This is a genomic window from Pseudomonas sp. P1_A1, from assembly GCF_056406935.1.
This window is the reverse complement of the sequence record NZ_JBFTZE010000005.1, coordinates 46,860-69,810: the sequence shown is the minus strand read 5'-3', so window position 1 is coordinate 69,810 and position 22,951 is coordinate 46,860. Positions and strand designations below refer to the sequence as shown.

Here is a 22,951-nt window from a genome sequence, read left to right as displayed (position 1 = left end):
GTCAGAACCAGGCGACTATGCCGCAAAGCCTTTGTGACTGTCCAGTTCTATGCAATAGGCAGCACGATGGCCGATGTTTGCGCGAAATATGTGACCGGGTGATTAAATCCGGTCATTTGCTTTCGCAACACGTTCGGCGAAGTCCGTGGCGTTTATCTCGCCGATCACTCGCACATCGGTGCGTTCGGCGCCGTCCCTGCCGAAAAACATCAGCGCCGGCGGGCCGAACAGCTTGTAGCGGTCGAGCAGGGCGCGCTGTTCGGTGTTACTGGCGGTGATGTCGAAGCGGATCAGTCGATAGCCTTTGAGACGTTCGACGACGTTGGCATCGTTGAGCACTTGGTGTTCGATGACTTTGCAACTAATACACCAGTCGGCGTACCAGTCGAGCAGCAGCGGCGTGCCGGAGGATTTGGCTTCGGCGAGGACGCGATCCAGTTCGGATGGAGTGGTGATGGTTTGCCAGGCGCTGGTGATTTGCGGTTGCTGCTCGTTGCTGGCGACGATATGCGGCTGGCCAATGGGGTTGAACGGATCGGACTGACCGCTGAACGCGCCGTACCAACAGGCCAGTGCATAAAACAGCAGAAACATCCCCAGCAATTGCCCCAGGCGTTTTCTCGGCGGTTTATAGACGAACTCCAGCGCGCCCATGAACAACCCGACGCCACCGGCGAGCAAGCCGATCAACAGCAAGGTGATCTGGCCCGGCAATACTCGGCTGAGCAAACCGATCGCCAGCCCCAGCAGCAGCACACCAATCGCGTTTTTCACGTAGATCAGCCACGGCCCGCTTTTCGGCAACCAGGCCGCGCCGCCAGTCGCCACCAGCAACAGCGGCGCGCCCATGCCCAGGCCAAGCATGAACAGTTTCAACCCGCCGCCCAAGGCATCGCCGCTGGCGCTGATGTACAGCAGCGCACCGGCCAAGGGGGCCGAGACGCAGGGCGAAACCAGCAGGCTCGACACCACGCCCAGCACCGCCGCGCCCCACAGTGAGCCACCTTCGGTGCGCCCGGCGATCCGGTCCAGGCGGCTGCTGATGGCGTAGGGCAGTTTCAGTTCGAACACCCCGAACATCGCCAAGGCAAACACCGCGAAAAACAGCGCGAACGGCACCAGCACCCAAGCCGATTGCAAGCGCGCCTGAAGATTAAGCTGTGCGCCGAACATGCCCATCAAGGCACCCAGCAGGGCGAAGCAGATGGCCATCGGCAGCACATAAGCCAGCGACAGGTTGAAGCCACGTAAACCGCCGATCTGCCCGCGCAGGACTACCCCGGAGAGGATCGGCAGCATCGGCAGCACACAGGGGGTGAAGGTCAGGCCGAGGCCTGCGAGGAAGAACAGCGCCAATTCGCGCCAGCCCCAATCTGTGGTCGTGGTGCCGCTGCCATCAATACTCAGGCGCTCTGTCTCGGGCGGGTAGCACAGGCCTTTGTCGGCGCAGCCCTGATAGGTCACGGCCAGCGTAAAGGCGCGGGGATCGGTGCGCGGCAGCTCTACATCGAGAATGCCGTGGTAAACCTCGACGTCGCCGAAGTATTCATCGTGCTTTTGTTCGCCCTTGGGCAGTTGAGCTGCGCCGAGGCCAACGTCGGCCGGATCTGCGCGAAACTGGAAGCGATGGCGGTAGAGGTAGTAACCCTCGGTGGCGACGAAACGCAGCTTGATCGATTGCGGCGTGCTTTCTACCAGGCTCAACTGAAAGGCTTCGCGCACCGGCAGGAAATCGGCGCTGTTGTTGATCGAACCCAGGGTGGAACTGGGGCGACTGTCCAGCAACCCGGCGGCGGAGGCCGGCAGGGCGAGCACTAAAAACAGCAGGCAGAGCAAACGGCGCATGACAATCTCGCGTATTGGAGGTGCGGGCATGATAGCTGAGTGTGCAATGTATGCGACTACGCCGATCTCCCGTAGGCGCTGCCAAAGGCCGCGATATTTTGACTTTGATCTTCAACGCTCGATCCGCCGCCAGGATCAACATCAAATGATCGCAGCCTTCGGCAGCTCCTGCAGGGAGGTGTTTCAGTCAGGCTTCCGGCTTACTTTGTTGGTTGATCGCTGGAGTGTTTACACAAGTTGATTGTTACAGGGGTGTAGTGGTTACTGTTGGTATGTCGAAACAGCGTGCTGCTGTGATACTCATAGACTTCCTGGTGGGTCGATACATTGATAGTTGAACCTTGGATATCGACCTTTATGGCTGGATCTCGGGTGACTAAAAACGGACCAGCGGTCTTGAGTTCAGACGCTATTTGCTCGTTGGATGTCAGTTCGCGATAGACATAGTATCGATAGCTGAACGGTACTGTTGCTCCGCCTCGATCATCCTTGACGCCATAGATGAAGCCGTTTTCGCCAAGGGGTAGTTTAAGTACTACATCGGTCAGCACCGGGTTGCCGGAAGACATGAGCCATGTCCAGCCGATATAAGCCAGGCATACAGCTAGCAGGGAGGAGGTGGCGATTGTGTATGCAGTGTTTTTAGTAGTTCCTGAAACGGGCATACCTGACTCCCTTCTTGATCCATTCCTGATCCGCAGGATCATCGCCAAAAGGAGCCTCGCACTCCTGTGCACGCTCGATTGATTGAAGCGCTAAACTCTAGCATCAAAACGATGACTAAAAAGCACCGTATAGATAAACAGGAGTTTTCATACAAGAACTCAGGTGTCGATAATCTTGCTCGTTGGTAGCGTTCAGGCCCGAGCCCTTAAACCCGAAATGCCTGCACCGCTGTATGCAACTGCCCACCCAATGTCAGTAAATGTTCGCCTTGGCTGCGCCCTTCACCAATCCTCAGCAAGTTATCCCCACCCAATTGATGAATCCGCTCACTGTGATCGCGGATTTCGCTGACGGCGCCGCTCTGCTGGGCTGTGACATCGGCGATGCGCACGGCGGTGTCGGAAATGGTCTGGATCGCTCCGACGATTTTATCCAGTGCACCGTCGGCGGCCTGGGCCTGGTTGGCTGTGGCTTCGGCGTGTTCGACCTGGGCGCGCATGCCTTCGACCGATTGCCGCGCGGCGGTTTGCAGGCCGGCGATCAGCGTCTGAATCTCGGCGGTGGCACCGGCGGTGCGCTGTGCCAGTGAACGAACCTCTTCGGCCACCACCGCAAACCCTCGGCCCATCTCCCCGGCGCGGGCCGCTTCGATGGCGGCGTTCAGGGCCAGCAGGTTGGTCTGGTCGGCGATCGAGCGAATCACCGTCAGCACGCCGCCGATGGTCGCCGACTCTTCGGCCAGATGTTCGATCATCTGTGCGTTGCCTTGCACTTCACCCACCAGCGCATGCAGCCCGGTGAGGCTCAGGCCGATGACTTTCTGACCGTGCTCCACTGCAAGGCCTGCATGACGACTGGCGTCCGCGGCCTGGCTAGCGTCACCGGCGACTTGTTGAATCGTCGCCTCGAGTTCGCCGAGAGAGTCGCGGATCAACGCGGTGTCGCCGGCCTGATGCTCGGCGCCGCTGTGCAGGTCGTTGCTCAATTCGGCCAGCGTCCGGCTGCTGCCGGCGACCTGCTCGGCGTTGAGGCGAATGGTTCCCACCAGGTCGACCAGATAGGCGCGCAAGCGATTGAGCGAGGCTTGAATGTCATGCAGTTCGCGGTTTGTCGCGCCCAGTTGAATGTCTCGGCTGAAATCGCCCTCGGCCCAGGTCGAAAGGGCTGGCGCCAGATTGGTCAGGGTTCGGGCCAGGCGTCGCTGCAAGGTATCGATGAGCAAGGCGATCAGCAGAATCAGCCCGATCATTACGCCCTGCATCAACCGCACTTCGCCCTGGATTTGCCCGTGCTGGGCGCGCACTACCGGTTCCAGCCCGGCGATGGCCTGCTGCACGGCGGTGATTTTCAAGTGAGTCGCGGCGCTGAGGTCGGCGCGTTTCTGGATCTGTTCGCGCGTGCGTGCCAGTTCAGCCGGGTAGCGGGTGAGCAGGCTGTTGAGTTCACGCTTGAGGCTGACACCGGCATCTTCGGCAACGGCTTTCTCGCTGTTCTCCAGGCCCATCATGGCGGAGAAGTCATCAGTGTTCGATTCACTGCTGGCAGTCACCCCCAGCAGCGGCAAGGTGTTCAATTGTTCAGCCTGAACGCGGATGCTGGCAACTTCGCGCTCGACATTGGCGGCCAGTTCGCTGCGCCCGCTGCTGACCAGTTTGTCCCGGGCCAAAGACAACTTGCCCAGATGCTGGGAAGCCGCGAGCAAAGGCGTCAGGTACGCCGCGTTGCCGTTGGCGTACTGGCTGAGCTGATCGAGGCTGGCGCCGAGCTCGCGCTCGGCTTGCAGCAGCAGGGCTTGGGGATCGCCGGCGAGTTTGCCGGCAGCCAGCAAGTCCGTTTTGCTGAACTCGTCCAGGTTCGACAGGCTGGGGCGCAAGGTATCGGCCAGGGCTGGAGGTAATTCGCCGAGCTCCTTTTGCAGGCTGTCGATGGCCTGGCTCGCGCTGCTCAGGCGCAGGGCATCGCCGCTGGCCAGGTAATCCTCGACGTTACGCGCCACTTCATTTTGAAACTGCTGAGACAGGCCCAGATAACGCTCCATCAACAGGTAGGGGCGTTCCAGGGCTTTTTGCGACCACCAGAGGGTAGCGCCGAGGGCTACGCAAACGGCGACCAGAAGGAGGGTATTGAGATTGGTCAACAGCTTCAGGCGCATTGCGGGCTACCAACGGCAGAATGGTAAGTGCCTGAAGTTATTGCGTTTCTGTTACAGCGTTATGACCGAATCGGTCGATTCCGATGAAAAAGTGGCACTTTGCTTTGACTCCCGCGCGGCTTGCACGCGGTTGCGTCCGGCGTCCTTGGCGCGGTACAGCGCCTCGTCTGCCTGTGTGGCCATCATCAGGCTGTCGGAGCCTTCGTGCAGTTCGACGACGCCGGCACTGAAGGTGCACCAGAGGTCCTGGGGCTGCGCGGGGTAGTGAATTTCGGCAAAGCGCTGACGGATTTCATCGAGCACCTTGTAGGCCGATTCAATATCGGTGTCCGGCATGACGATGGCGAACTCTTCACCGCCGTAACGGCCGATGAAGTCGGTCTTTCGCAACCGTTGCTTGAGGAACAGCGCCAGGCTCTTGATCACCCGGTCGCCCATGGGATGGCCGTGGCTGTCGTTGACCCGTTTGAAGTGGTCGATGTCGAGCATCGCAAAGCTCAGCGGTTTGTTTTCGCGACGGGCGCGGAATGAACAGTCTTCGAGCAATTGCAGAATGTGGGTGTGGTTGTACAAACCGGTCAGGCTGTCGCGCACCATCCGCGCTTTCAGATTGCGCGCCCGCGCCGCACGGTTGCGCACGGTGGTGATCAGGTGTCGCGGCTTGATCGGCTTGGTCAGGAAGTCGTCGCCGCCCTCACTCATGGCGTCGAGCTGCTTGTCCAGATCGTCTTCGGCCGACAGATAAATGATCGGCACGCTGACATAGCGGTCGTTATGGCGGATCACTTTGGCCAGTTCCGTACCGGTGCAGGCCGGCATGTACATGTCGAGGATGATCAGGTCTGGCTGGAAATCCGCCAGTTCGGCCATGGCCTGGATCGGTTCGATCAAGGTCCGCGTGACGATCCCGGCGCTGTTGAGCAGGCGTTCGGTGTGCAAGGCCTGGGCGCGGGAGTCGTCGATGATCAGCACTTTATAAGGTTCGTACTGGGCGACGCAGGTCAGCACTTCGATCTTTTCCAGCAGGCTCGAGGCTTCGAGGGTGCCGGTGAGAAACTCCTGGCCGCCGGCGCGCACGGCGGCGAGGCGGGTCGGGGTGTCGGTTTCGTGCAGGCTGAAAAACAACAGCGGCAAGGGCTGCTCCAGGCCTTGCTGGGCTTCGGCCGCCAGTTTCAGGCCGATGCCGGCGCCGCTGAAGTCGACATCCATCACGATCGCCGCCGGCAAACGCTCGACCATCGAGGCGCGGAACGCGGCGACGCTGTCGAGGGCTTGGGCGCTGAGCCCGAAGAATTCAAGTTGCTTGGCCAGCCGCTCGGCCCGGTCGTGATCCTGCAGCATCACGTAGATCGGCTTGCGCAGCGGTGGCAGGAAGGTGTGTTCGAGCTGATCGCCATGGCGCAGGCCAGTGCGGGACAAACGCTGCATCAGGCGGTTGAGGTCAGTGATCAATCCGCTGCTCAGGCGTCCGCGATTGGCGTCGACGGCCTCCAGCGACTGGCCGATATGACGGGCCAGCAGGGTGTGTTCCGGTTGTTCGAATCGTTCGGCAAAGCGCAGCAGGCGCAGATTGGCCTCGCTCAGCTCCGACAAGTCGGTGATGGACCATTCGTTGCGTTGCAGGCGTTGCCATATCTCAAGAATCTGACGTGCCTGATGAATTACCCGCTGGGCAAAGTGGTGCTTGAGGCGCTCACGGCTGGGGTCTTCTGGCTCGGTCATATCCTGACTACTAGTTAGGGTGCATGCTGAGATCGACTGGTGGCTCTATGCTAGCACCTCTTTTCAATTGCATGAGTGTCCTACGTCAATAATCTGCAAAGCGACATCATTCAGTTCCCGACCGACTGGTCGCATAGGCTCAACGCTGTGCTTCATTTATAGTGATGGCTTCGATTGCAGTCATTGTATGGCTCGCTGTGTCCCGCAGGATTTAATGCGCGGCAAATAAAGGCACGATGGCGTAGGGTTGTAGTCGAACCGATGAACTCAAGTGATTGAAAGGATATCGCCATGCTGGACTGGAAGAACCGCACGGGCAGCGCGCCTGAGCGTGCCGCTGAACCGAAATCGGCCACCCGCAGTTATTTTGGTGGCCTGTTGTTCAGTCGGGCGCTGGCCACTCTGATTTGCCTTTACCTGTTGGTGGCTATCGCGCTGGGCTGGTACTGGAGCCAGGAACCCGCGCTGTTCCCGGTTCAGCAGAATGCCCAGATGGCGGCCGAGAAAGAAGGCAAGCAGATGGTCGTCGGGTACACCACGGTGGAAACCCTCAAGACCGTCGCCGGTACCTTGCTGACCAAACCGGGTGGCTATATTTCCAACGACCGTTTCCCGCCGGGTCTATGGATGGACAACATGCCGAGCTGGGAATATGGCGTGCTGGTCCAGGTCCGCGACCTGAGCCGTGCGCTGCGTAAAGACTTCGCCCGTTCCCAGTCGCAGTCCGCCGAAGACGCCGACCTGGCCAAGGCCGAGCCGCGCTTCAACTTCGACAACAAGAGCTGGGTGCTGCCATCCAGTGAGTCCGAGTATCAGGAAGGCATCAACTCCCTGAGCCGCTATCAGGCACGCCTGTCGGGGCCGGACCAGAAGAGCGCGCTGTTCTACGCCCGCGCCGACAATCTGAACAACTGGCTGGGTGATGTAGGGACTCGTCTGGGCTCGCTGTCGCAACGGCTGTCGGCCAGCGTTGGCCGGGTCAAGCTCAACACTGCGCTGAAAACCGAAGTCCCGGCGCTCGGCCAGGTGCCGCAGGTTGACGAAGAAGTCGTTGAAACCCCGTGGATGCAGATCGATAACGTGTTCTACGAAGCCCGTGGTCAGGCCTGGGCATTGTCCCATCTGCTGCGTGCCATCGAAGTCGACTTCGCCGATGTGCTGGCGAAGAAAAACGCTACGGTCAGCGTGCGCCAGATCATCCGTGAGCTGGAGGCTTCGCAAGAGCCGGTCTGGAGCCCGATGATCCTCAACGGCAGCGGCTTCGGTGTGCTGGCCAACCACTCGCTGGTCATGGCCAATTACATCTCCCGGGCCAACGCCGCGGTGATCGACTTGCGTCAACTGCTCAATCAGGGCTGAGTCATGGTAGATAGCGCTAAAGAGGCCGCCCACCGCGCGGCCTCCGATGCCGAACAGATCGCCTGGGTCGACGAACAGGACAACCTGCTCGGCGCCCTGGTCCGCTCCGACCTGCGTGAGCGTGGGCTGATCGGGCGCGGCACCTACATCATGCTGTTCAATTCTGCCGGTGAGCTGTGCGTTCACCGGCGCACCCTGAGCAAAGCGATTTATCCCGGTTACTGGGACGTGGCGGCCGGCGGCATGGTGTTGGCCACCGAGACTTATGCCGAATCGGCGGCCCGTGAGCTGGAAGAAGAGCTGGGGGTGAGCGGTGTGGAACTGACCGCCCACGATCACTTTTTCTTCGAGGACACCGGCAACCGGCTCTGGTGTTCGGCGTTTTCGGCGGTGTGGGACGGTCCATTGATCCTGCAGCCGGAAGAGGTGCTGGAAGCGCGCTTTATCCCGATCGATCAGGTCCTGCTGGAAATCCAGCAAAAGCCGTACTGCCCGGACTCTTTGGCAGCCCTGAAGCGCTATCTTCGCGCCCAAGGGGATGACGTCGCAAAAGAGCTGTAAATTGGCGCCGATTGGCTCTTAGCAAGTCGGCTTTTTGCCGTTACACTGCGCGACCTTTTCAAACTGAACCGGCAGTGCCCGGCTCAGTAGCGCTGCCCCTGCCTGAGTGGGGCTTCGCGGTCGATAACCTTGCCCAAGGTTGCGATCAGTCTTTGTCCTCCCAAGAGGATTGCCGGTGGCCAAAAAAGCCGCATCCTTCGCCGCCCTTGGTGGCCTGGTATTTTCCACCGACGCAGGTCGTCATTGCCCGGAATGCAGTAAACCGGTGGATGCCTGCATCTGCAAACAAACCGTTATCCCGGCCGGCGACGGCATCGCTCGCGTGCGTCGCGAAAGCAAGGGCCGTGGCGGCAAGACGGTGACGACCATCACCGGAGTGCCGTTGGCCGAAGACGCGCTCAAGGAACTGGCCACCACGTTGAAGAAACGTTGCGGGACCGGTGGGGCGTTGAAAGACGGGATCATCGAAATCCAGGGCGATCATGTCGAGCTACTCTTGGCTGAGCTGATCAAACACGGTTTCAAAGCGAAGAAGTCCGGCGGCTAGCAGCCTCTGTGAAAACCACCCGCGGCTTGATCCAGTCCTGATTTCATTCTGGTCTGGCGTCGTCTCCATGGTTTTCACAGAGCCTGTTCAAGACCGGTTTCTAAACTCACTGCGGTCAGCGAGGTCTACCCCCTCGTTGACGAAACGTCATTTTCATTCTTTAGACTGCGCCGGCCTGAACTCAAGGCGACGCTCTATGACTTCTTTATAGGGGACTTCGATGTCCGTAAGACGCACACGCAAAGACGATGGCAGCCAATGGACAGTTGCGGACAGCCGCAGTGTTTACGGGATTCGCCATTGGGGGGCCGGGTATTTCGCGATCAATGACGCCGGTCGCGTCGAAGTTCGTCCGAACGGCCCGACCAGTTCGCCTATCGACCTGTTCGAGCAAGTCGACCAACTGCGCAAAAGCGGTTTGTCCTTGCCGCTGCTGGTGCGTTTCCCAGACATCCTGCAAGACCGCGTGCGTCAGCTGACCGGCGCGTTCGATGCCAACATCGAGCGCCTGGAATACCAGAGCAAGTACACCGCGCTGTACCCGATCAAGGTTAACCAGCAGGAAGCGGTGATCGAAAACATCATCGCCACCCAGAACGTATCGATCGGCCTGGAAGCTGGCTCCAAGCCTGAGCTGCTGGCGGTACTGGCACTGGCGCCGAAGGGCGGCACCATTGTCTGCAACGGTTACAAGGACCGCGAGTTCATCCGTCTGGCGCTGATGGGCCAGAAGCTCGGCCACAACGTGTTCATCGTGATCGAGAAAGAATCCGAAGTCGGTCTGGTGATCGAAGAAGCGGCGTCGCTCAAGGTCAAGCCGCAGGTCGGCCTGCGTGTGCGTCTGTCGTCCCTGGCGTCGAGCAAGTGGGCAGACACCGGTGGCGAAAAATCCAAGTTCGGCCTTTCGGCGGCGCAACTGCTGTCGGTGGTCGAGCGTTTCCGTGCCGCAGGCCTGGACCAGGGCATTCGCCTGCTGCACTTCCACATGGGTTCGCAGATCGCCAACCTGGCGGACTACCAGCACGGCTTCAAGGAAGCGATTCGTTACTACGGCGAACTGCGCAACCTTGGCCTGCCGGTCGATCACATCGACGTCGGCGGCGGTTTGGGCGTGGACTACGACGGTACTCACTCGCGTAACGCCAGTTCGATCAACTACGACATGGACGATTACGCCGGTGTCGTGGTCGGAATGCTCAAGGAATTCTGCGACGCGCAGAGCCTGCCGCACCCGAACATCTTCTCTGAAAGCGGCCGTTCCCTGACCGCCCACCACGCGATGCTGGTGGTGCAGGTGACCGACGTCGAGAAACACAACGACGACGTGCCGAAGATCGACAACAAGGAAGAACTGCCGGAAACCGTGCAGTGGCTGGTTGACCTGCTCGGCCCGACCGACATCGAAATGGTCACCGAGACCTACTGGCGCGCCACGCACTACATGAGCGACGTGGCCACCCAGTACGCCGATGGCAAGCTGACCCTGGCGCAAAAAGCCCTGGCCGAGCAATGCTACTTCGCCGTTTGCCGCCGCCTGCACAACTCGTTGAAGGCCCGTCAGCGTTCCCACCGTCAGGTGCTCGACGAACTCAACGACAAGCTGGCCGACAAGTACATCTGCAACTTCTCGGTATTCCAGAGTCTGCCGGACACCTGGGCCATCGGCCAGGTCCTGCCGATCCTGCCGCTGCACCGTCTCGACGAAGAGCCGCTGCGCCGTGCCGTGCTGCAAGACCTGACCTGCGACTCCGACGGCAAGATCAAGCAGTACGTCGACGAGCAGAGCATCGAGACCAGCCTGCCGGTGCACGGTCTGAACGAGGGTGAAGACTACCTGCTGGGGATTTTCCTGGTCGGTGCCTACCAGGAAATTCTTGGCGACATGCACAACCTGTTCGGTGACACCGACTCGGTGAACATCTATCAGAATGCTGACGGCAGCGTTTACCACGCCGGTATCGAAACCCACGACACCATCGAAGACATGCTGCGTTATGTGCACTTGTCGCCGGAAGAACTGATGACCCACTACCGCGACAAGTGCGCCAGTGCCCGCATCAGCGCCAGCGAGCGCACCCAGTTCCTCGATGCCTTGCGTCTGGGCCTGACCCGTTCGTCTTACCTGTCTTCTTGAGGTAAGGCACCGCGCCCATCGGGTTGTCTGAAAATTCTCCATACGTTGCGGAAATTTCAGATGACCTGGTGCGGGGCTTCTCTTTTTTCACGCGAAATGACCCACATTCCTAGCAATCCAAGCGATGTGGTCTTCTTTTCACGTAGGTCATTTCCTAAGTTGTACTTCGGCACTCTACTCGGCCATGTCTCTCAGCGAGAATCCCCGGCCGCCCCTCCTGTAGAGAATCGCCGATGTTCGATTCAGTCAACGAGCCGTCATTTCGTCTGGATATAGCGGGTCTTCCCGACCCCTTTGAGGTCTTGGCCTTTACCGGTAGTGAAGCGATCAGCGAGCCTTTTGCGTTCGACGTGGATCTGCTGAACGATGACCCGACGCTGGACCTCGCAAGCCTGCTGTACCGCTCGGCCTTTTTGCACTTCGGGCCGCAGGGGGAGGGTATTCACGGACAGTTGCTTGGTCTCGTTCAACCCGGCCATGGCAATGAGCCCAGGCTTTGTCGTGTGCGTCTGGGCCCGAGGCTTGCTTGCCTGGCCCAGCGCTTCACTCAGCGCATTTTCAGCGATCGTTCTGTGCCGGACATTCTCGCCCAGGTGCTCAAGGAGCACGGCATTGCCGGCAAGGATCGTCGTTTCGACCTGAGCGGCGATTACCCGTCCCGTGATTTCTGCACGCAGTACCGGGAGTCGGACCTGCAGTTTTTCCAGCGTCTATGCGCCCAGGAGCGGCTTCATTACTACTTCGAGCACCGTGCGCGCGGGCATTGTCTGGTCTTGGGCGACGGTCCGGGGCAGTTTCGCCGTGGCGAAGAGAGGGTCTTCGAGGATGAAAGCGAACGACCGGGAGTGCATCAGTTCAAGCTTCATGGCTGCGGGCAGATTGCCGAGGGGCAGACGAACCTGCCAACGCTGCGCAGCGGTCAACTGATGCCGTTGTCTGGTCATCCGTATGCGGACTGGAATCGTCTCTGGCTATTGACTCATGTCGAGCATCAGGGAGGACAACAGCCGGATTTTTTGTATCGCAACCAGCTGCGCGTCGTTTTGCAGGAGGTGCCTTTCATTGCCGCTCATCCAGATGTGAAACCCAGGATGCACAGCCTGCAAAGGGGATGGGTAGTCGACGTCGGTGAGTCTCGCCCCGATCCCTCCCGACCGGTTGCCGTGCAGTTTGACTGGCTTTATCAGGGCGAAGGCGCAGCTCCCAGCCACTGTTGGTTGCCGTTGTCTGGCGAGCTGGAAAACGCGGGTGTCATGCCCTTGAGTGAGGGCACGCAAGTGCTGGTGAGCTTTATCGAAGGTGATCCTGATCAACCCTTGATCAGCGGATTTCTTCCCGGAGCACCGTCCAGCGCAGCGTCAGCCATGGCCGACCGGCTATCCGCCTCGACCACTGAAGCCAGCCGCGCGGTTGATGGTTTATCGGGCTTGCTGCAATCCAGCGAACCCTTGGTACTCCTGTGTCTGCTGCCAGGTGGGGGCAGTTTCAGTCATTGCGCGCAATCCTTATGCACTTGCCGGGCAGCGACGCAGCCTGGTCAGAGCGGTGCGGCATGATTGCCGTTCAGGCGCCCGACTCGACCCCGCAATGGCTGTTGCTCGATGTACCGGGCGTGCCTCGGGCCGGTGCGATGTTGCGGCAACAGTTTGCTCATGTCCGATGGTTCTGGCTGTTCGAAGGCACCGAGTTTCATCCGTTGCGTGAGCACGGGCCAGTGTTGGTCGACCTTCGCGAATGCCCGGCACTCGTCGAGCTGTACTCAAGTGAGCCACACACATGGGGCGGGTTGCTGCTGGTCAGTGACGCCTCTTCATCACAGCTGCTGGAGCATTTGCGCCGCATGCTCACCGTCACCTTCAGCCTGCATCACCGGGCCTTGTTGAGTTACTACAACCCTCAAACGGCGAGTTACTTTTTCGATGCCTGCGATGCGCAGGAGCTGAGTCGCTGGCTCGGTCCGATCGATCAGTTACGCTGGTTCGGCGGCACCTGGGCCGATCGGGCCATTGGCTGTCTGGGCTGGCAGCAGTTGTTCAATCCACGGCTTGCCGTCAGGCCGCTGGCCATCGAAGAAAACCTCAGCTCGCGTCAGCGAGACACCTTGCAGACCTGCCTGCTGGAGCAGCATGCCTGGCGCTGGAGCCGATCCACCGGCACCGACTACAACAGCTTGTGGGCTCACCTGCAGGAAGGGCTGGCGCTGGGTTTCAGTGAGCGCCCGGTGCTCGATGGCTGGTTATGGCTGCGCTTGCAGCACCCTGACGCCGTGCCGGGGCAGCCGTTATCGGGAACCACCCAGCAGGAGCGTCTCGATAGCCTGCGCAACCTGTGGCAGAACGATCAACCCTGAACGGGTTGAAGGTGTGTCGCTCGTTATCCTTTTAACCAGCCGTCGTTCTTGCGCAAGTACCAGGCGAATGTGCCAAGGGTCAGGCTGCGCAGCATCATGAACAGCAGGAAGGTTATCCACAGTCCATGGTTGCCCAAGCCTTGCAGCATCCAGGCGAAGGGCAGCAGCAGGATCACCGTCAACAGCATGCCGTTGCGCATTTCCCGGGCGCGGGTGGCGCCGATGAACAGGCCGTCGAGCAGGTAACTCCAGACCGCAATCAGCGGCAGCGCGGCGAGGTACGGCAGATAGATGAAGGCGGTGTCGCGCACGCTCTGGATGTTGGTCTGCATCTGGATGAACAGGTGCCCGGCGAACAGAAACAGCAAGGCAAACCCCAGGCTTGCCAACAACGACCAGCCGCACGCCACCACCAGTGAGCGGCGCAGGGCATCACGGTCGCGAGCGCCGATGGCATGCCCGCACAGGGCTTCCACGGCGTGGGCCAGACCGTCCAGCGCATGGGCGGTCAGCAACAGGCCGTTGAGCAGCAACGCATTGGCGGCGACCGTGGCATCGCCCAGTCGTGCGCCCTGCACGGTGATCAGGAAAAACACCGACTGCAACGCCAGGCTGCGAATGAAGATGTCGCGGTTGACCGCCAACAATGGGCGCCAGCTCTGCCACAACGCCAGCGCGGCCCAGGCAATATGGCCGGGATAGGCGCGCAGGGCTTTGCGGGTCATGAACAGGCCGATCAGCGCGCCGGTCCACTCGGCGATCACCGAGGCCCGTGCCGCGCCGACCACGCCCCACTCCAGGCCGAGCACAAACCACAAATTGAGTGCGATATTGACCAGGTTGGTACTCAGCAGAATCGCCAGCGGAGCCCGGGCATTCTGGGTGCCAAGAAACCAGCCGACCAGCGCATAGCTGGACAGCGCCGCCGGCAGGCCGAACAGCCGTGTGTGGAAGAACTCGCGGGTCAGTTGATCCAGCTCCGCCGACGGTTGCATGAAGTGCAACGCAACCCCGCTCAACGGCACGCCCAACGCCCCCAACAGAATGGCCAGGCCCATGGCCAACAACAGACCTTGCAGCAAAATCTGCCGCAACGCAGCGCCATCCCCACGCCCGGCAGCCTGTGCGGCGAACCCGGTGGAGCCCATGCGCAGAAAGCCCATGGCCCAGGCGAGAAAGGTATACAGACTGGCGCCCACCGCGACGGCGCCGAGCTGATGAGCATAGGGCAGGTGACCGATGACGGTACTGTCGACCAGCGCCACCAGCGGTACGGAAATGTTCGAGAGAATCATCGGGGCGGCGAGCGCCCAGACACGACGATGGGTCGGACGGTCGCGCCAGTCGGCAATCAGGTTGGACATGCAGGCTCCTTGGGGGCGCCTGCATTGTAGCGACGTACTCGGAATCTGCATCGATCCATTGTGGAAGCGAGCCTGTGTGGCAGCCTTAGTGAATGATCCAGCTCAGCAACCACAACCCCAGCAGCAACCAGATAATCCCCATGATGATCGACACGTTCATGAAGGCGCGGATCGCCGCCCACAGCAGCATCAGCCCGAGGATCAACGTGATGATGCTGATGATCGAAGTGTCCATGCCCAATGCCTGGGCCAGCCCATCGACAAAATTTTTGCTGGCGTTGCTCAACAGATTGAACAGGCCACTGAGGGCATCGATGATAAAGCGAATGACTGAACCGATTGCCTGGCCGAGCCATTCGAAAAAGCTTTCTACCTGCATGTGTTCGTCCTGATGGAGTGGTGGCGTGGTTGCCAGATCCGAGCCTTGGGCTATCGATCGTGCTCCCGGGTTCCCGTAGAAGCTGCCGAAGGCTGCGATTTTTTTGAGTATGGCGCAAGTACGCAGGCACAACGCTGCCACTTGCCTTCACCCGTCATCCCCCTGAAGCTATACGCCTTCAGGAGAGCCCGATGAACCTTGTTGAACTGACCGAACGCCTGCACGCCATTCGTGACCGCAATGACTGGCGGCAATTTCACAGCCCGAAAAACCTCGCCATGGCCGCGAGCGTGGAAATGTCCGAGCTGGTGGAAATCTTCCAGTGGCTGACCGAAGACCAGTCGCGCCAGTTGCCGGCGGACAAACTGACCCATGCCGGGCAGGAAATCGGCGACATCGTGCTGTATCTACTGCTGCTGTGCAGCGAGTTGGGGCTGGACATGAATGAAGTGGTACGCAGCAAGCTCGCGGACAGCGAACGGCGGTTCAGCTGATGAGCGACCGTCATTTCGATCAGTTGGCGACCCGCTTCGCTGAAAAAATCTACGGTGGCGCCAAAGGGGCGATCCGCCTCGCAGTGCTGCAGGCCGACCTGGCCGAAACCCTGCCGGACCGCCCGTTGCGCGTACTGGACATCGGCGCCGGCCTGGGCCACATGTCGTTGTGGCTGGCCCAGCGCGGTCACCAGGTGACCCTGGCCGAACCCGCCGAGCCGATGCTTGAAGGCGCTCGCCAGCGTTTCGCCGAAGCCGGGCAGACGGCGACGTTCATTCAGGCGCCATGGCAGGATTTGCTTGGTCAGCTCACCGAACCCTACGACCTGGTGCTGTGCCATGCCGTGCTGGAATGGCTGGCCGAACCCCATGCGATTTTGCCGGTGTTGCATCAGCTGACGAAGCCGGACGGCTGGTTGTCCCTGGCGTTCTATAACCGCGATGCGCTGATCTACCGCAACCTGCTCAAGGGCCATTTCCGCAAGATGCGCAAGAACGACATGGCTGGCGAGAAGCAGAGCCTGACGCCGCAACAGCCGCTTGATCCACGGGAGCTGGCAGCGCAACTTGAGGGTCTGTGGCGGGTCGAAACCCAGAGTGGAGTGCGGGTTTTTCACGACTACATGCCGGTGGAATTCCAGGCCCGCGCCGAACTGCTCGACTTGCTGGAAATGGAACTGGCCCACCGCCGTCACCCAAGCTTCGCCGGGCTTGGGCGCTACTTGCACTGGATCTGTCGGCCGATCTGACCGGAGTGCGCAATGAATAGTCGTTCAGGTTTACTGGTGATCTGTCTCGGGTTGGCGGCCTGTCAGGGCAGCAACCCTTACATCGCGACGTCCAATCCCCTGCCACCGGCACCGCCCCAGGCCGCTGGCACTTTCGACCGCAGCGCCTACCCGGCGGCGCCGCGGGATTACGGTCGCTACCGCAGCTGGGCCTGGCTCAACGGGCGCCTGCCTGCGGGCACGGCCTGGGCCGACTCGGCGCAGGTGGCCGAAGTCGTCAGCAATGCCCTCGATCAACGCGGCTTGCGCCCACTGCACGACAACCGCCCGGCGGACCTGTTGGTCAGCGCCGACCTGCATCTGGAAACCCGCTTGCGCCAGGTGCAGGACGGCTCTGGTTACGGTGGCGGCTATGGCGGCGGGTATTACGGCGGTGGTTACAACCGCTACGGCACGGGTTACGGCATGTACAACAGCGTGCCGGTCGTCCGTACTTATCAGGTGCAAGTCGTGGTGGTGCGGGTCGATCTGTTCGACGCGAGCAGCGGTCAACCGGTGTGGAGTGCCAGTGCCGAAACCAGCAGTCAGGGCAACCAGAGCGAACGTGCCGATGCCCTGCGCGAAGCTGTCGAAAAGGCCATGTCGGCGTATCCTCCTAGTTAGCTCCCTATAAGGGAGCACCTCGCAGGCGCATGTCTTCTATCGGAGAAAAATCATGTTCCGCCGTCTCGTTTTACTGGCCATGGCCGCGTTGCTCACTGCCTGCGCCGCCAATCAGGTCAATCATGACTTCGATGCCAGTCGCGACTTTGCCGCCTATCGCAGCTGGAGCTGGAAAGAGCCCGCCGTGCAGTACCGTCCCGACGACCCAAGGATCAAGAGTGACCTGACCGAGCAACGCATCCGCCAGGCCGTTGCCGATCAACTGGATCAGCGTGGCTTGCGTCCGGCCGCCGCCGGCGCCAAGGCAGACCTGAAGGTGCAGACCTACCTGATCGTTGAAGATCGCCAGCAACAAGTGACCACCTCCTATGGCGGCGGTTATGGTGGCCCGTGGAACGGCTACTGGGGCGGGCCGATGTACAACGAAACCCGCAACGTCAGCTACAAGGTGGCGACCATCCAGATCGACCTGCTCGATGGCAAGGACGGCAAACTGGTGTGGCGCGGCAGCGACGAGCAGACCCTCAGCCGTACACCGAAGCCAGAGGACCGCAGCAATACGATACGCGAGACGGTCGGGCGGATAATGGCTAACTATCCACCGCGCTGAACACTGAACTAACCAACACGACAGCCCCCCTGTAGGGGCGAGCCTGTGGCGAGGGGCAAGCCCCTCGCCACACACGCCCCACAATAAGTCTATTTTCACATTGGGTTTTTGTTGGTGGGATGGCGAGTTGCCAGCAATCCGGCAAACCCTTGTCTACACTGCTGTTCATCAATGGAGGTAGCCCGCGGCGGTGCGCCGGCAAAGGAGTGCGCCATGTCTCCCTGCTTGCAGTTTCGTAGCCCGGCCCGGCAACGGGGAGCGATCGGTCTGATGGCGGTGCTGACCCTCGGCATGGCCCTGGTGTTCCTGCTGGTCGTGGTCGACAGTGGCCGTTTGTACCTGGAAAAACGCAGCTTGCAGCGGATAGCCGACATGGCCGCACTGGAGGCTGCCACGCGCAACGGTGATTGCGCCGTGGGGGGCACAGCCACCGCTTATGCCACTGCCAGCGTAAACCGCAACGGCTTCACCCTTCCTGACCCCACGCGCAACCTGACGGTAGCCTGTGGCACCTTGAGCCTGGACGCCAACAATCTTCGGGTTTTTGCGGCTAACCCAAGCAGCAGTGAAGCCATTCGGGTGATCGTCAGTCATTCGGTGCAGCGGAGTTTCGCCGGTGGCGTTGGCGCCCTGTTCGGCGGTGCGCCGGCCGGGGCCACCCTCAACCTGACGGCGACCGCCGTTGCGGCGCTGCCGCCACCACTGGCATCGCTGACCCTGCGCACCACGGCGCTGAGCATCGATAGCAGCAAGTCGGCCACCCTTAATGCGCTGTTCGGCGGTTTGCTCGGCGGCAGTCTGAACGTATCCGTGGCAGGGTGGGATGGGTTGGTGAACACCAACATCAGCCTGCTGGGTTACCTTGATCGACTGAAGGTCGACCTCGGCCTCAACGCCGCCGGATATAACCAGGTATTGGGCGCTTCGGTGGCCGTCAGCCAGTTGATCCAGACCGCCGTCAATGTGCTGGACCCCGGCGGCACACTCGGCGCGACGGCGACCATTGTCGGTCTGCAAGCCCTTAAGGTGGCCGCTGGCTCCACGACTGTGGTGTTGGGCAATCTGCTGCACGTCGAGAACGGCAGCGACATCTCAACGTTCGCGACGACTGTGAGTGTGTTCGACCTGATCGAAGGCGTCGTGCAACTGGCCAACAAGAAAAACGGTGTGGTGGCGACAGTGCCGATCAATCTGGCGGGGCTGGCGCAAATCACCGCCCGGGTGCAGGTACTGGAGCCGCCGCAACTCTCCGCGATCGGCAATCCGAAAAACGCTGCGCTGGATCCGCTGGGGCCCAATCGGATCTACGTGAGAACCGCACAGCTTCGCACGTTATTGTCAATCGACTTGCCAGCGCTGGACGCCATTGCGGCGCTGGTCAATGCGGCGGCGGACCTGGCAGGGCCGCTGACCAACACCCTCAACGCCTTGCTCGATCTCGATCTGGTGGCGGTGCTCAACTCACTGACCTGTGCCATCGGCGTGCCCTGTCAGACGCCCGACGTCATCGTGCTACCGGGGCCGATACGGCTCGACGTGGCGCTGGACGTCGCCAGTGCCAACAGTTACGTCACGGCCTACAGCTGCGTCAGCAACACCAGCAAAACCCTGACCACCAACACCAGTACATCGCTGGTGAACCTGAAAATCGGCCGGATCGATGCCGCCAGTATGTTCGGCAGCAACACCACACCGCCGGCGGTCACGGTGCAGCCGCTGAAGCTGATCGATATCGGCATCAAAACTTGTCGCAGATTTTTGTTCGTGCCCATCACCTGCGATCCGCGTGTACCTGGCGTCGGTGGTGGCCTCGATGTCGTTGCCGACACCAGTGTGGCGGCGAACACCAACATGCCCCATGTCTACTCCGCACCACCGGCCAACAACCTGCCGGACATCAACCAGCCGCCGTTTTACTACTCATTTTCCACCAGCAGCATCGTCAGCAACTTGCTCAACACCCCGGTCAACCTTCATGTGGATATGTATGGCCCGTCGGGCAGTCTCGTCGGCGGTCTGGGGGCGATCCTGAGCAGCGTGACCAGTGTGCTGGTCAGCGCAATCAACGGCGTGCTCAACCCGTTGCTCGACAGCTTGATCAACACCTTGCTGGTCAGCCTGGGGATTGACCTGAACAAGGTCGACGTCGGCGCCAACCTCAGCTGTCACTCGGGGCGCGCGTCGCTGGTGATCTGATCGCCCGGGACAATCGGCAACTCGATACAGAACCGCGCGCCTTCGGCCGAGTTTCTTACGCTCAACCGTCCGCCCATGTTCTCGACGATGCCGTAACTCACCGACAACCCGAGCCCGGTGCCGACACCCACCGGTTTGGTGGTGAAGAACGGTTCGAAAATCCGCTCCAGTAACCGTGGGTCGATGCCGCCGCCGTTGTCCTCGACCCACAGCCGCACCGCGTGTTCATCGCGTTCGGCGTACAGCGAAATCCACGGTTTGAACTCACGGTCGGCTTCGCGTTTGCTCAGCAGCGCGTCCCGCGCATTGACCATCAGGTTGATCAGCACCTGTTCCAGCTGATCGACGTAACCGCGCACCTGCACATCAAAACCGCTCTCGCTGACCCGCAGCTCGATGCCTTTGCCGCGCAAGCCTTCGGACAGCAGCGCCAGCGTGCCCTCGATGGCTTGAACCGGATTGAACGGCTGCTGCTCGACCTCCGAACGCCGGCCGAACACCCGCATGTGATCCACCACCTTCGCGGCGCGCTGAACTTGTGCGTCGATGCGATTGAGCTTGTCTGTCAGGTAATCGATTTGCGCATCGCCATTGCTCAGGCGCTTGAGCACATTGACGATGGCCATGCGCATCACGTTCAGCGGCTGATTGATTTCATGGGCAAGCCCGGTGGCCATTTCGCCGAGGGTGGCCATTTTCGCGCTCTGGGTAAGCTGCTGCTGGGCGCGCCTGACCTCAGTGTTGTCGCGGCCCACGGCCTGAATTTCCAGCAAACGACCCTGGTCGTCGAACACGCCGCGATCCGACCAGACCCACCAGGCGTGTTCCCGTCCCGGCAGTTGCAGGTTGATCTCCGCAGTGCTGACCGGGAACTCCGGGCTCAGCCGACTGAGCCGCTGAAGGAACGCTTCGCGCTGTTCCGGCGACATCCAGCTGCCCAGATTCACCCCCGGCAACTGCTCGGGTTGGCATTCCAGATAGGTCGCCAGTGGCCGGTTGCCGAAGGTCAGCGTCAGGTCGGGGCGGTAGCGGCAGATCATCGCCGGAGAGTCTTCCACCAGGATCCGATAGCGCTCTTCACTTTGTTTGACTTTCTCGCTGGCCAGGGTCGCCTCGGTGACATCCAGCCACAGGCCTACGGCTTCAACCGGCAGCCCGAGGTCATCGCGCAGCAGTTTGGCTTCGTCGAGCAGCCAGTGGTAATCGCCGCGACTGTCGCGCAGTCGATATCGGGCGCTCACCGAACCCTCGCGCAGCAGTTGCCGGGTACGCTCGAAATAGCTGTCGCGGTCTTCGGGATGGACCCGCTCCACCAGCGCACCCGCGGCGCAATCGTCGAGCGACCAGCCGAGCAATGGCAACAGGCTGTCGCTGAAAAACGTCGGTTGCAGCGCCCCTTCGACATAGCGCTGCACGTAGATCACCGCCGGTGAACTGGCGATCAGGTTGTCCAGCCGGGCATGGGCGGCAGCGGCGTTCTGCTGCTGGTTCTTGATGTCGCTGATGTCGAGCATGAAACCCACCAGCCGGCGGTTTTTACCGATGCCCAATGCCTGGCCTTGCAGTCGATACCAGATCGGTGTTTGCACCGAATCGTGGCGATGCAGCCGTACGCACAACAGCAATGGCGCGCCTTCGTCCTGCAAGGCTTGCAAGCGAATCGTCAGTTCTTCACGGTCGGCGGGGTGGATCTGTTCGAGCCAGTCATGCAGCGGCAAGCGGGCGCTCGCCAGGTTCAGCGCATTGGCAAGCGACGGCGCCAGTTGCACCTGGGCCTGGTCACTGAAGATTTCCCACCAGCCAGTGCCGAGCAAGGCTTGCAGAGACTCCAGTCGCTCCAGTTGCAGATGGTGTTGATGTTCACGCAAGCGCTCCAGCAGCGGCCCGGCCAGGGCGGCGGTGAGTTGCAACCAGTCGCGCTCGCTCAAGTCGGGGGCACGTTCTTGCACCGGGTAGAAACCACAGAGCAACCACGCGACCACGCCCTGGGCATTGCGATAGGGCACCGCGAACCCTTCGGCATTGCCGAAGATGCTTTGCAGGCGTGGGTGCTCGCTGGGTGTCAGCTGTTGGGGGACTGAGCCATTCAAACTGTCGAGGCCGGTGCCCAGGCGTTGATGGGTTTCCCACAACCTTGGTGCATCGAAGGCCGCGTACTGCTGGTGAATCAACCAACCCTCGGCCTGTTCATCGAGCAAGGCCATGGCCATGCACGGGATCTGAAAACGCTGGGCCAGGCTTTGCAGTTGTTCCGCCAGCACCTCGGGCAGACGAGGCGGGCTGCACAGGCGCAACTGTTCGCTGACCTGCGCCGCGAGCAACTGGCATTGCTCACGGCTGCGTGCTTGTCGACGTTCGAGCAACAGGTCGCCGATGTCGATCAGCTGCAACAACCAATCCTTGCCCAACGGCTGCACCCAGCCGCGCAGGTGCAGCGGTTGCCCGGCGAGGCTGAAAAAGTCCAGGTCCAGGCTCTGTCCCTGCCACTCGGCCGGCGTGCCTTCGACCGACAGGGCGCTATGGGGCATGAGGTAATCGAGCAGGTGCGGTGACTGCGCGTCGGGTATTTGTTGCGCCAGCAGATACCGCAACGGACCGCTCAGCTGAATCACTCGACCTTCATCATTCAGATGCAGCTGCAAGCCGACACGTTGCACGCTCGCAGGGTCTGGCGTGTTCGGGGTCTGTGGCGGGTGACGATTGAGCAGACGCCCGAAGAGTTTGTCCCCGGAGCTCAAAATTGCAGGCTCGATTGGGCCGTGAGGGTCGCCGGCAGATTGGGCACCGAGCCGATTCCTGGCAGTACCAGAAACGGCAGCACTTGATTCAGTTTACTGGTGGGGTAGTTGATGCTGACCGTCAGCACGCCGCCGGTGTAGGTGGCGCTGGCGTCGGTGGCCACGTTGAAATTCAGTGCGGCGGGAATCCACGCCAGTTGCCGGGTCAGTTCGGTGGTGGCAACGGTTCGCACGGCGGTGTCGTAATTGGCGGTGCTCGGGTCCAGCGCCACACTGCGGCGCACCGCTTCAGCCGTGGATTTATTGAACGATTGCATCAGTAACAGCGGCAGGCTGTAACTGACCAACCCATAAAACACGGCGAAAAAAATCACGAACACCAAGGCGAACTCAATCGCCACGGCACCTTTTTGTTTGCGGGGGAGGCCTGTTTTCATGAGCGC

18 protein-coding genes and 1 pseudogene are annotated in these 22,951 nt (G+C 60.9%); 11 read left to right on the top strand and 8 right to left on the bottom strand.

The features are described 5' to 3' along the window. Positions 1-102: 102 nt before the first annotated feature. From AC1D2Q_RS09325 to gcbA, 4 genes and pseudogenes are all read right to left on the bottom strand, one after another. On the bottom strand, positions 103-1,845 hold the full coding sequence (locus AC1D2Q_RS09325; protein WP_477813000.1) for a protein-disulfide reductase DsbD: 1,743 nt from the start codon (positions 1,843-1,845) through the stop codon (positions 103-105). Between the two features lie 200 nt (positions 1,846-2,045). Next, positions 2,046-2,510 (bottom strand): hypothetical protein, encoded by a 465-nt coding sequence (locus tag AC1D2Q_RS09320; RefSeq protein ID WP_477812999.1) that lies wholly within the window; start codon positions 2,508-2,510, stop codon positions 2,046-2,048. A gap of 206 nt (positions 2,511-2,716) precedes the next feature. Beyond that, positions 2,717-3,223 (bottom strand): annotated as a pseudogene (locus tag AC1D2Q_RS09315) (methyl-accepting chemotaxis protein); the annotation flags it as partial. A gap of 1,491 nt (positions 3,224-4,714) precedes the next feature. Beyond that, positions 4,715-6,385, bottom strand: coding sequence for a diguanylate cyclase GcbA (gene gcbA, locus AC1D2Q_RS09310; RefSeq protein ID WP_477812998.1), 1,671 nt, complete (start codon positions 6,383-6,385; stop codon positions 4,715-4,717). Between the two features lie 291 nt (positions 6,386-6,676). Between gcbA and AC1D2Q_RS09305 the strand changes: the two genes are divergently transcribed. The 6 genes from AC1D2Q_RS09305 (at position 6,677) to AC1D2Q_RS09280 (ending at position 13,336) form a co-directional block, all read left to right on the top strand. After that, positions 6,677-7,744: a DUF2333 family protein gene (locus AC1D2Q_RS09305; protein WP_018928417.1), complete on the top strand. Its 1,068-nt coding sequence runs from the start codon at positions 6,677-6,679 to the stop codon at positions 7,742-7,744. Between the two features lie 3 nt (positions 7,745-7,747). Further along, the gene (locus tag AC1D2Q_RS09300) at positions 7,748-8,305 is read left to right on the top strand and encodes an NUDIX hydrolase (RefSeq protein WP_019582277.1); all 558 of its coding nucleotides are present in this window, start codon (positions 7,748-7,750) and stop codon (positions 8,303-8,305) included. A 175-nt stretch (positions 8,306-8,480) separates the two neighbouring features. Beyond that, entirely contained in the window at positions 8,481-8,852 is a 372-nt protein-coding gene (locus AC1D2Q_RS09295) for a translation initiation factor Sui1 (protein ID WP_007914613.1), read from the top strand. Positions 8,853-9,072: 220 nt separating this feature from the next. Next, entirely contained in the window at positions 9,073-10,986 is a 1,914-nt protein-coding gene (gene speA / locus AC1D2Q_RS09290) for an arginine decarboxylase (RefSeq protein ID WP_018928415.1), read from the top strand. A 233-nt stretch (positions 10,987-11,219) separates the two neighbouring features. After that, positions 11,220-12,542, top strand: coding sequence for a contractile injection system protein, VgrG/Pvc8 family (locus AC1D2Q_RS09285; protein ID WP_477812997.1), 1,323 nt, complete (start codon positions 11,220-11,222; stop codon positions 12,540-12,542). Further along, positions 12,539-13,336, top strand: coding sequence for a DUF4123 domain-containing protein (locus tag AC1D2Q_RS09280; RefSeq protein ID WP_477812996.1), 798 nt, complete (start codon positions 12,539-12,541; stop codon positions 13,334-13,336). Before AC1D2Q_RS09285 ends, AC1D2Q_RS09280 begins: the two co-directional genes overlap by 4 nt. Positions 13,337-13,359: 23 nt before the next feature. On the opposite strand, the gene AC1D2Q_RS09275 is transcribed toward AC1D2Q_RS09280, so the two are convergent. Next, positions 13,360-14,700, bottom strand: a complete 1,341-nt coding sequence (locus tag AC1D2Q_RS09275) for an MATE family efflux transporter (RefSeq protein ID WP_477812995.1) — start codon at positions 14,698-14,700, stop codon at positions 13,360-13,362. A gap of 85 nt (positions 14,701-14,785) precedes the next feature. Next, a complete protein-coding gene (locus tag AC1D2Q_RS09270; protein WP_305411003.1) occupies positions 14,786-15,079 on the bottom strand; it encodes a hypothetical protein in 294 nt (97 codons plus the stop codon). A gap of 191 nt (positions 15,080-15,270) precedes the next feature. On the opposite strand from AC1D2Q_RS09270, the gene AC1D2Q_RS09265 reads away from it, so the two are divergent. From AC1D2Q_RS09265 to AC1D2Q_RS09245, 5 genes are all read left to right on the top strand, one after another. Further along, a complete protein-coding gene (locus AC1D2Q_RS09265; RefSeq protein ID WP_477812994.1) occupies positions 15,271-15,573 on the top strand; it encodes a MazG-like family protein in 303 nt (100 codons plus the stop codon). Further along, on the top strand, positions 15,573-16,322 hold the full coding sequence (locus AC1D2Q_RS09260) for a methyltransferase domain-containing protein (protein ID WP_253416936.1): 750 nt from the start codon (positions 15,573-15,575) through the stop codon (positions 16,320-16,322). The genes AC1D2Q_RS09265 and AC1D2Q_RS09260 overlap by 1 nt, the downstream gene beginning before the upstream one ends. A gap of 12 nt (positions 16,323-16,334) precedes the next feature. Next, the gene (locus tag AC1D2Q_RS09255; protein WP_477812993.1) at positions 16,335-16,964 is read left to right on the top strand and encodes a DUF4136 domain-containing protein; all 630 of its coding nucleotides are present in this window, start codon (positions 16,335-16,337) and stop codon (positions 16,962-16,964) included. A gap of 52 nt (positions 16,965-17,016) precedes the next feature. Then, positions 17,017-17,574: a DUF4136 domain-containing protein gene (locus AC1D2Q_RS09250; RefSeq protein ID WP_477812992.1), complete on the top strand. Its 558-nt coding sequence runs from the start codon at positions 17,017-17,019 to the stop codon at positions 17,572-17,574. A 213-nt stretch (positions 17,575-17,787) separates the two neighbouring features. Beyond that, positions 17,788-19,770, top strand: a complete 1,983-nt coding sequence (locus AC1D2Q_RS09245) for a pilus assembly protein TadG-related protein (RefSeq protein WP_477812991.1) — start codon at positions 17,788-17,790, stop codon at positions 19,768-19,770. On the opposite strand, the gene AC1D2Q_RS09240 is transcribed toward AC1D2Q_RS09245, so the two are convergent. Both AC1D2Q_RS09240 and AC1D2Q_RS09235 read right to left on the bottom strand, forming a co-directional pair. Beyond that, a complete protein-coding gene (locus AC1D2Q_RS09240) occupies positions 19,740-22,508 on the bottom strand; it encodes a PAS domain-containing sensor histidine kinase (RefSeq protein ID WP_477812990.1) in 2,769 nt (922 codons plus the stop codon). The genes AC1D2Q_RS09245 and AC1D2Q_RS09240 overlap by 31 nt on opposite strands. Beyond that, a complete protein-coding gene (locus AC1D2Q_RS09235) occupies positions 22,505-22,945 on the bottom strand; it encodes a TadE/TadG family type IV pilus assembly protein (protein WP_477812989.1) in 441 nt (146 codons plus the stop codon). The genes AC1D2Q_RS09240 and AC1D2Q_RS09235 overlap by 4 nt, the downstream gene beginning before the upstream one ends. Positions 22,946-22,951: the final 6 nt, after the last annotated feature.